Origin of the sequence: Halomonas kalidii (assembly GCF_030010475.1) — a bacterium.
In the GTDB taxonomy this organism is placed as follows: Bacteria; Pseudomonadota; Gammaproteobacteria; order Pseudomonadales; family Halomonadaceae; genus Halomonas; species Halomonas heilongjiangensis.
The window spans coordinates 1-1,277 of the sequence record NZ_JASCQN010000001.1; the positions used below are offsets into that span (position 1 = coordinate 1).

1 rRNA gene is annotated in these 1,277 nt (G+C 54.0%); it reads left to right on the forward strand.

The features are described from left to right. Positions 1–122: 122 nt before the first annotated feature. Positions 123–1,277 (forward strand): 23S ribosomal RNA (locus QLQ85_RS00005); the annotation flags it as partial.

Sequence of the window (1,277 nt, forward strand, 5' to 3'; positions counted from 1 at the left end):
TGCTCTTTAACAATGTGAATCATGCTGACAAGTTTCTTCCGAGAGGAAGAGACGCGAGATACGTCTCAAGCGTATCCGGCAATTGTCGTCGCGATCGCGGACCAGACCTCTTGGGGTTATATGGTCAAGCGATTAAGCGCATACGGTGGATGCCTAGGCAGCCAGAGGCGATGAAAGACGTGGAAGCCTGCGATAAGGCTCGGCGAGGTGGCAAACGACCTGTGACCCGGGCATTTCTGAATGGGGAAACCCACCCAGCACAAGCTGGGTATCCCACACTGAATCCATAGGTGTTGGGAGGCGAACCGGGGGAACTGAAACATCTAAGTACCCCGAGGAAAAGAAATCAACCGAGATTCCCCCAGTAGCGGCGAGCGAACGGGGACCAGCCCTTAAGCCGGTGACTGATTAGACGAAGGTGTTGGGAAACACCGCCATAGTGGGTGATAGCCCCGTAGTCGAAAGTCTGATCCGGTGAAATCGAGTAGGTCGGGGCACGTGAAACCTTGACTGAACATGGGGGGACCATCCTCCAAGGCTAAATACTCCTGGCTGACCGATAGTGAACCAGTACCGTGAGGGAAAGGCGAAAAGAACCCCGGAGAGGGGAGTGAAATAGATCCTGAAACCGTATGCGTACAAGCAGTGGGAGCCCCTTCGTGGGGTGACCGCGTACCTTTTGTATAATGGGTCAGCGACTTATTTTCAGTGGCGAGCTTAACCGATTAGGGGAGGCGTAGGGAAACCGAGTCTTAACTGGGCGACCAGTCGCTGGAAATAGACCCGAAACCGGGCGATCTATCCATGAGCAGGTTGAAGGTTGAGTAACATCAACTGGAGGACCGAACCAGGATCTGTTGAAAAAGATTTGGATGACTTGTGGATCGGAGTGAAAGGCTAATCAAGCCCGGAGATAGCTGGTTCTCCTCGAAAGCTATTTAGGTAGCGCCTCACGTATCACCACCGGGGGTAGAGCACTGTTTCGGCTAGGGGGTCATCCCGACTTACCAACCCGAGGCAAACTCCGAATACCGGTGAGTGCCAGCGTGGGAGACACACGGCGGGTGCTAACGTCCGTCGTGAAAAGGGAAACAACCCAGACCGTCAGCTAAGGTCCCGAAATCCTGGTTAAGTGGGAAACGATGTGGGAAGGCTCAGACAGCTAGGAGGTTGGCTTAGAAGCAGCCATCCTTTAAAGAAAGCGTAATAGCTCACTAGTCGAGTCGGCCTGCGCGGAAGATGTAACGGGGCTCAAACCAGGTACCGAAGCTACGGGT